The sequence below is a fragment of the Sinomonas sp. genome, assembly GCF_051955515.1.
In the GTDB taxonomy this organism is placed as follows: domain Bacteria; phylum Actinomycetota; class Actinomycetes; order Actinomycetales; family Micrococcaceae; genus Sinomonas.
This window is the reverse complement of the sequence record NZ_JBQCGQ010000210.1, coordinates 1-7423: the sequence shown is the minus strand read 5'-3', so window position 1 is coordinate 7423 and position 7423 is coordinate 1. Positions and strand designations below refer to the sequence as shown.

5 protein-coding genes and 1 pseudogene are annotated in these 7423 nt (G+C 69.1%); 3 read left to right on the top strand and 3 right to left on the bottom strand.

The window, feature by feature from the left end:
• Positions 1 to 4 precede the first annotated feature (4 nt).
• Positions 5 to 1474, top strand: a complete 1470-nt coding sequence (locus ACTHL9_RS12260; protein WP_440519434.1) for an aldehyde dehydrogenase family protein — start codon at positions 5 to 7, stop codon at positions 1472 to 1474.
• Positions 1475 to 1728: 254 nt separating this feature from the next.
• Here ACTHL9_RS12260 and ACTHL9_RS12255 read toward each other — a convergent pair whose 3' ends face one another.
• From ACTHL9_RS12255 to purU, 3 genes are all read right to left on the bottom strand, one after another.
• Complete coding sequence (locus ACTHL9_RS12255) at positions 1729 to 2547, bottom strand: IclR family transcriptional regulator (RefSeq protein ID WP_440519433.1); 819 nt, start codon at positions 2545 to 2547, stop codon at positions 1729 to 1731.
• Between the two features lie 115 nt (positions 2548 to 2662).
• On the bottom strand, positions 2663 to 5149 hold the full coding sequence (locus tag ACTHL9_RS12250) for a GcvT family protein (protein WP_440519431.1): 2487 nt from the start codon (positions 5147 to 5149) through the stop codon (positions 2663 to 2665).
• 31 nt (positions 5150 to 5180) lie between these two features.
• On the bottom strand, positions 5181 to 6104 hold the full coding sequence (gene purU, locus ACTHL9_RS12245; RefSeq protein WP_440519430.1) for a formyltetrahydrofolate deformylase: 924 nt from the start codon (positions 6102 to 6104) through the stop codon (positions 5181 to 5183).
• A gap of 111 nt (positions 6105 to 6215) precedes the next feature.
• Here purU and ACTHL9_RS12240 point away from each other — a divergent pair, with 111 nt between their 5' ends.
• A complete protein-coding gene (locus tag ACTHL9_RS12240) occupies positions 6216 to 6890 on the top strand; it encodes a GntR family transcriptional regulator (protein ID WP_440519428.1) in 675 nt (224 codons plus the stop codon).
• 36 nt (positions 6891 to 6926) lie between these two features.
• A pseudogene (locus ACTHL9_RS12235) lies at positions 6927 to 7423 on the top strand (hypothetical protein); the annotation flags it as partial.

Sequence of the window (7423 nt, the reverse complement as noted above, 5' to 3'; positions counted from 1 at the left end):
GACGATCAAGGGCCTCTATGTCGGAGGTTCTTGGGAGCGGGCGGTCGACGGCGGGACCTCCACGGTGCGCTGCCCGGCGGATGGGCGGGAGGTCGCCGTCGTCGTCTCCTCGACGGCGGAGGACGCCGAGCGCGCGATCGCCAGTGCGCGTGCGGCGTTCGACGGCGGCCCCTGGCGGCGCATGACAGACCTCGAGCGGGGCGCTGTCATGCTCCGCGTCGCCGAGCTGCTCGAGCGCGACAAGGCCGCGTACGCGCGGGCCGAGGCGCTCGACACGGGCAAGCGGCTCGTCGAGGCCGAGTATGACATGGACGACATCGCCGCCTGCTTCCGCTACTACGGCAAGGTCGCTGGCCTCGATGCCGGGCGGGTGATCGACACCGGCCGGCCGAACGCCATCAGCCGCGTCGTGTACGAGCCGCTCGGCGTCTGCGCCCTCATCGCCCCGTGGAACTACCCGCTCCTGCAGGCGGCGTGGAAGGTCGCGCCGGCCCTGGTAGCGGGGAACTCGTTCGTGCTCAAGCCCAGCGAGCTGACGCCGTCGACCTCCATCCTGCTCATGGAGACACTCGCCGAAGCCGGGATCCCGGCCGGCGTGGCGAATTTGGTCACCGGGACGGGCTCGAAGGTGGGGGGCCCGTTGAGCGCGGACCCGCGCGTGGACCTCGTCTCGCTCACGGGAGGCCTCTCCACGGGGCAGACGATCATGGCCGCCGCGGCCCAGACCGTCAAGCGCGTGGCGTTCGAGCTCGGTGGGAAGAACCCGAACGTCGTCTTCGCCGACGCCGACTGGGATGCGGCCGTGGACAACGCGTTGACGGCGGTGTTCCTTCATTCGGGGCAAGTGTGCTCGGCCGGGGCGCGGCTCGTGGTCGAGGAGTCGATCGCGGAGCGGTTCGTGGCCGAGGTAGTCGAACGGGCCGGGAAGATCCGGATGGGCGGGCCGTTCGATCCCGAGGCCGAAACCGGGCCGCTCATCTCCGCCAAGCACCGCGACCAGGTGCATGCGTACGTGCAGGCCGGCATCGCCGAGGGCGCCGAGCTCCTGTGCGGCGGCTACATCCCCCAGGACGGGCCGCTCGCGGACGGGTTCTTCTACCCGCCCACCGTGCTGGCCAACTGCCGCTCCGGGATGAGCGTGGTGCGGGAGGAGTCCTTCGGCCCGGTCCTGACGGTGGAGACGTTCCGGGACGAGGCCGAGGCGATCGCGATCGCCAACCACACCGAGTACGGCCAGGCCGGGGCGGTGTGGACCTCGGCCGCCTCCACGGCCCACCGCGTGGCCGGGGCGCTGCGGCCCGGGACGGTGTGGATCAACGACTACCACCCGTACGTCCCGCAGGCCGAGTGGGGCGGATTCGGGAAGTCCGGGATCGGGCGCGAGCTCGGGCACGCGGGGCTCGACGAATACCGCGAGGCCAAGCCCATCTGGCAGAACATCGCACCCGCGCCGAGCGGCGGGTTCGGAGGGTAGGCCAGCGAGCCTCCCCAGCGCCGAGGTCGGGGCCCGTGCCGCCGAGGTCGGGCTGTTCACCCCTGGCCCCGCCGTCGTGCATTAGGCGGGACCCGGACCATGGCGCTTCAAAGGACCCGACTTCGGCGCCACAGGGCCCGACTTCGGCGCCGGGCGGCCCGACGTGGGCGCCACACGACCCGATTTCGGCGGCAGGCGCCCCGACGTCGGCGGCTAGGCGGCGGACAAGCGAATAACCTGGGCGGCCCGGCCCCTCATGAGCGATCGTGGGAGGCCGGGCCGCCCATGCGTTCGGTGATCTCCTCGCCGGCCGAGACGACTGCCTTGACGACGACGTCGTCCTGGGGTTCGAAGCGGAAGGCGGGCCCCGAGAGGCTCACCGCGCCGATCACGTCGCCCATGTGCCCGAAGACCGGGGCCGCGATCGCGTTGAGCCCGTCTTCGAGTTCGCCGTGCGTGGTGGCGAAGCCCTTCTGGACGATGTCGGGCAGCTCCTTCTCGAGCTGCTGCCTGCTGTGCGTGTGCGGGGTCAGGGACTTGAGCTCGATCTGGTGGAACAGCTCCTCGCGGTCCGACGAATGCAGGTACGCGAGGAAGACTTTGCCGCTCGAAGTGGCGTACAGCGGCGTGAGGTTCCCGATCCAGTCGTACGTCGCGAGGTTCGCGGAGCCCATCGCCTGGTCCACGTTGACGGCGTAGACGTCCCGCCGGACGGCGAGGTTGACGGTCTCGCCGAACTGCTGCGCGAGGTCCTCAAGGACTGGCCGGGCGGTGTGGACGAGGCTGAGCCGGCGGGGGATGGAGCTCGCGACGCGGAGGAGGCCGACGCCGAGCTGGTACTTTCCACGGCGGCTGCTCTGCTGGACGAAGCCATGGGTCTCGAGCGCACCCAAGATGCGTGACGCCGTCGACTTGTGGACGCCCATCCATTCGGCCATGTCGCCGACCGCGGCGCTGCCCTCCTTGGCGAGGATTTCGAGGGCGCGCACCACGCGCTCGACCGCCTGGACGCCGTTCCCGGAACGCGTCTCGTCGGGTTCGTTCGGGTCCTCGGACACAGAAGTGTTCCCCATGTGGTGATTCTGCCAGAGCGATGGTGTAAATGAGGGCAGGATCACACTCAGTTCGCCACAAGGGTAATGGCCCGATCCCTCCAAAGGGACCGGGCCATCTCGTCACGGCTGGCACTCAGCCGCGCAGGCGCTTCATCTCCGGGTCGTACAGCGGCTCGGGTGTGACGGTCGCCCTGATCCGGTTGCCGAAGTACTCGATCTCGACGGCGTCGCCCTCCGCGACGTCGCCCGGGAGGTAGGCGTAGGCGATGGGCTTGCCGATCGTGTAGCCGTACGCCGCGCTCGTGACGTAGCCCACCGGCTCGTCCTTGTAGAACACCGGCTCCTTGCCCAGCACGATGGACCGCCCGTCGTCGACGGTCAGGCAGCGGAGTCGGCGCGCCGAGGAGTCCTCGCTGAGGCCCTCGAGAGCTGCCTTGCCCACGAAGCTCTCCTTGGCGAGTTTCACGGAGAAGGCGAGCCCGGCCTCGAACGGGTTGTGCTCGGTGGTCATGTCGGTGCCCCACGAGCGGTAGCCCTTCTCGAGGCGGAGCGCGCTGAAAGCGGCGCGGCCGGCCGCAATGATGCCGTGCGGCTGCCCGGCCTCCCAGAGGACGTCCCACAGGCGCTGGCCGTTGTCGGCACTGGTGTAGATCTCCCAGCCGAGCTCGCCGACGTAGGAGAGCCGCATGACCGTGACGGGGACGCCGCCGATGGTCGCCTGCTTCGCGCGGAAGTAGCGGAGGCCGTCGTTGCTGAAGTCGTCGCTGCTGATGGCCGAGACCACCTCGCGGGCCAGCGGGCCCCACAGGCCGATGCAGCACGTGCCGCCGGTGATGTCGCGAACCTGTGCCCACTGCGTCGGGTCCTCGGAGCGTTGGCGGCGTGCCTCGCGGGTGAAGTAGGCAAGGTCGATGTTGCCGTTCGCGCCGACTTGGAACGTCTCGTCGTCGAGCCTCGCAACCGTGATGTCGCTCCGGATGCCGCCCTGCTCGTCGAGGAGCAGGCAGTAGGTCACGGCGCCGGGCTTCTTGGCGACGTCGCCGGTCGTGAGGCGCTGGAGGAGCGTGACGGCGCCGGGGCCGGAGATCTCGAGTCGCTTGAGCGGCGTCATGTCGTACATGGCGACGGCGGTGCGCGTCTTCCATGCCTCGGCTGCGGCGATCGGTGAGCTGAAGCGCGCGGACCAGTCATCGCGGGCCGGCGGCTGCCACTCGGCCGGGAGCTCGTCGAGCAGGTGGGCGTTCGCCTCGAACCAGTACGGCCGCTCCCAGCCGCCCCCCTCGAGGAAGTACCCGCCGAGCTCGCGGTGGCGGGCATTGAACGGGCTCACGCGCAGGTTGCGCGGTGACTCCTTGGGCTGGAGCGGGTGCAGCACGTCGTAGATCTCCACGAAGTTCTGCTGGGACGTCTCGCTCACGTAGGAAGGGGAGAGCTGGACTTCTTCGAAGCGGGCGACGTCGCATTCGCCGAGGTCGATCTCGGAGCTTCCCTCGGTGAGCAGCTGGGCGACGGCGCGGGCGACGCCCGCCGAGTGGGTCACCCAGACGGCCTCGGCCACGTAGAAGCCCTCGAGGTCGCGGTGCTGGCCCACGATCGGGCCGCCATCCGGGGTGAACGAGAAGATGCCGTTGAAGCCGTCCTCGATCTCCGCGTCCCGCAGGGCGGGCAGGATCTCCTTCGAGTCCTCCCAGGACGGGGCGAAGTCCTCAGGGGTGAACTCGAGGCGCGAGGGCATGCTGTGCTCGTCGACGTGCTTCGGAGTCACGCCGAGATCGGCGGCGACGACGGGCATGGGCCGGTGCGCGTAGGAGCCGATGCCGTAGCGCTCGCCATGCTCGCGGTAGTAGAGGTCGCGATCCTGGTGGCGGAGGATCGGCAGACTGGCGCCGTTGGGCTGCTCGTTGCGCCCCGCGAGAGCCGGGACGGGGCCGGTCTTGACGTACTGGTGCGCGAGGGGGAGCAGTGGGACGGACATGCCGACCATCGCACCCACCTCGACGCCCCAGAAGCCGGCGCAGGAGACCACGATGTCGGCGGGGATCACGCCGTCGGGCGTCTCGACACCGCTGACCCGGCCTCCCGAGGGCCCAGTGTTGTCGACGGCGATGCCGGTGACCGGCGTCGAGCCCTTGAACACCACGCCGGCTTCCCGCGTCCGCTCGATGAGGATCTGGACGGATTTGGCGGCCAGCGCGAGGCCGTCGCTCGGGATGTGCAGGCCGCCGAGGACGATCTCCTCGTTCAGGAACGGGTAGATGCGCTTGCATTCCGCGGCATCCACGAGCCGCGCGTCGACGCCCCAGGACTGGGCGTAGCCGAGCTTGCGCTTGAGGTCCTCGTAGCGGGCTTCCGTCGTGGCGACCTCAAGGCCCCCGACTTGGTTGAAGCAGTCGATCGAGAGGAGCTTCTCCACCGTGTACTTGGCGAAGAGCGTCATGGTCTTCGAGGCGTTGGTCTGGAATACGAGGCCGGGGGCGTGGGACGTGGAGCCGCCCGGCATCTCAAGTGGGCCTTGGTCGAGGACGGTGATATCCGTCCAGCCGCGCTGGACGAGCTCGTCTGCGAGGTTCGTGCCAACGATGCCGGCGCCGATGATGACGACGCGAGGGGGAGTGGTCATGGATCTTCCTTGGCTCGTGGAGGGTCAGGGGTCAGCGGAAGACGACGGTGCTCGCGCCGTCGAGGAGGATGCGGTGCTCGCAGTGCCAGCGGACCGCGCGGGAGAGGGCGAGGCATTCGGCGTCCTGCCCCACGGTTGCCAGGTCGTTCGGGTGGTACGTGTGGTCCACCCGGATGACCTCCTGCTCGATGATCGGTCCCTCGTCGAGGTCCGCCGTGACATAGTGCGCCGTTGCGCCGACGAGCTTGACGCCGCGCTCGTACGCCTGGTGGTACGGCTTCGCGCCCTTGAAGCCCGGGAGGAACGAGTGGTGGATGTTGATCGCGCGACCCTCGAGGGACCGGCACAGATCGTCCGAGAGGATCTGCATGTAGCGGGCCAGGACGACGAGGTCGATGCCGTGCTCGTCGACGAGCGCGAGCAGCCGGGCCTCGGCATCCTCCTTGGTGCCGGCCGTGACCGGGATGTGCACGAACGGAAGGCCTGCTGCCTCCGCCATGGGCCGGAGGTCCTCGTGGTTCGAGACGACGAGCGCGATCTCGCCGCCGAGCGTGCCCGCCCGCCAGCGGAAGATGAGATCGTTGAGGCAGTGCCCGAACTTCGAGACCATGACGAGGAGCCGGAGCTTCGAGTCGTCCTGGAACGAGAAGCTCATCCCGAACTCGTCCGCGGTCGCTTGGAACTCGTCGGTGAGCTCCTGGGCGTCCACGGGGGATTCGGTCGAGAAGGCCGTCCGGAGGAAGAGGGTTCCGCGCTCGCGGTCATCGAACTGCTGGTGCTCGACGATGTCGAAGCCGTGCTGGTACAGGAAGCTCGTGACAGCCTGCACGATGCCCGGCCGTTCGGGGCACGAGAGGGTCAGCACGGACGTGCGCCCTGCCCCCCGGCCCTTCCCTTGGAGGGTCGACGAGGCAGCGGGCTCAGCCAGCGGCGTGGCGGTCTCACTAGTGGTCATCGGATCTCCTGGTAGGAGAGTCGTATGCATCTGATACAACTCTGATATATTAGCGATGTGACTCAGGTTATACTGCTGAACGCGAACGGGTCAACAACGAAGGAGCATGCCGTGGCTCAAGCGGTCGGCCTCGATCCCCAGGAGCGTCCCTCTCTGGCGGAGGTGGCGTACCGAGTGGTGCGCGATCGCCTGCTCACCCTCGCGATCCGCCCCGGAGACCCCATCAACGACGACGCCCTCGCGAAGGAGCTCGGCTTCGGCCGCACCCCGGTCCGCGAGGCGCTCAAGCGGCTCGAACTCGACCGCCTGGTGGTCACGTATCCGCGTCGCGGCACCTTCGCGATGCCCGTGGAGGTAACCGATCTCGCCTATATCTCAGAGATCAGGAGCCAGCTTGAGCCGCTCGCCGCGGCGAGGGCGGCTCGCCTCGCCTCGCCGGCCGCCCGCCGTCGTCTGCTGTCCCTGATCGAGAAGGTGAGGGCGTTCGACGTCGGCTCAGCCAGCGTCGGCGAGACCCTCGCCTGCGACGCGGAGATGCACCGCGCCATCTACGCCGCCGCCGGCAATCCCCACCTCGAGGACGCGTTGGTGCGGTACGACAATCTCGCCACCCGCATTTGGTGCCTGGTCATGGACCGGCTGCCCGGACTCGGCGGTCACCTCCACGAACACATCGCACTGCTGCAGGCAGTGGTCGACGGCGACGAGGAGCGCGCCGCCGAACTCTCCCGCCAGCATGTGGAAGGCTTCGAGGTCGCCGTGCGCGGTGCCCTGTTCGCCGCCTAGATTGAACTTATCCCTGCTCTATGAAAGGAGTCGCCTGTGTTTGCGCAGAAGCCGCAGGTTGAGGACATCGATGAGGATGCCCTTGAGGTTCATGTCCCGAAGACTGCCGCGGCGGGGGTGAAGGCGGTGACCGTGGCGCTGGAGAGGGGGTTCGCGCAGGCGGGGGTGGCGCGGACGGTGCGCTCGATGCTGCGGGTGAACCAGCGGGGCGGGTTCGACTGCCCGGGGTGCGCGTGGCCGGAGTCGATCACGGGGGCGCGGAAGCCGGCGGAGTTCTGCGAGAACGGGGCGAAGGCGATCGCGGAGGAGTCCACGCTGCGCACGGTGGGCCCGGAGTTCTGGGCGGCGCACCCGATCGCCGAGCTGGAGGGCAGGAGCGAGTTCTGGCTCGGTTCCCGGGGCCGGATCACCGAGCCGGTGGTGATCCGGGAGGGGGAGACGCACTATTCCCCGATCTCCTGGGGGGAGGCGTTCGCGCTGATCGGGGAGCACCTCCGGGCCACGACCCCTGAGCGGTGCGTGTTCTACACCTC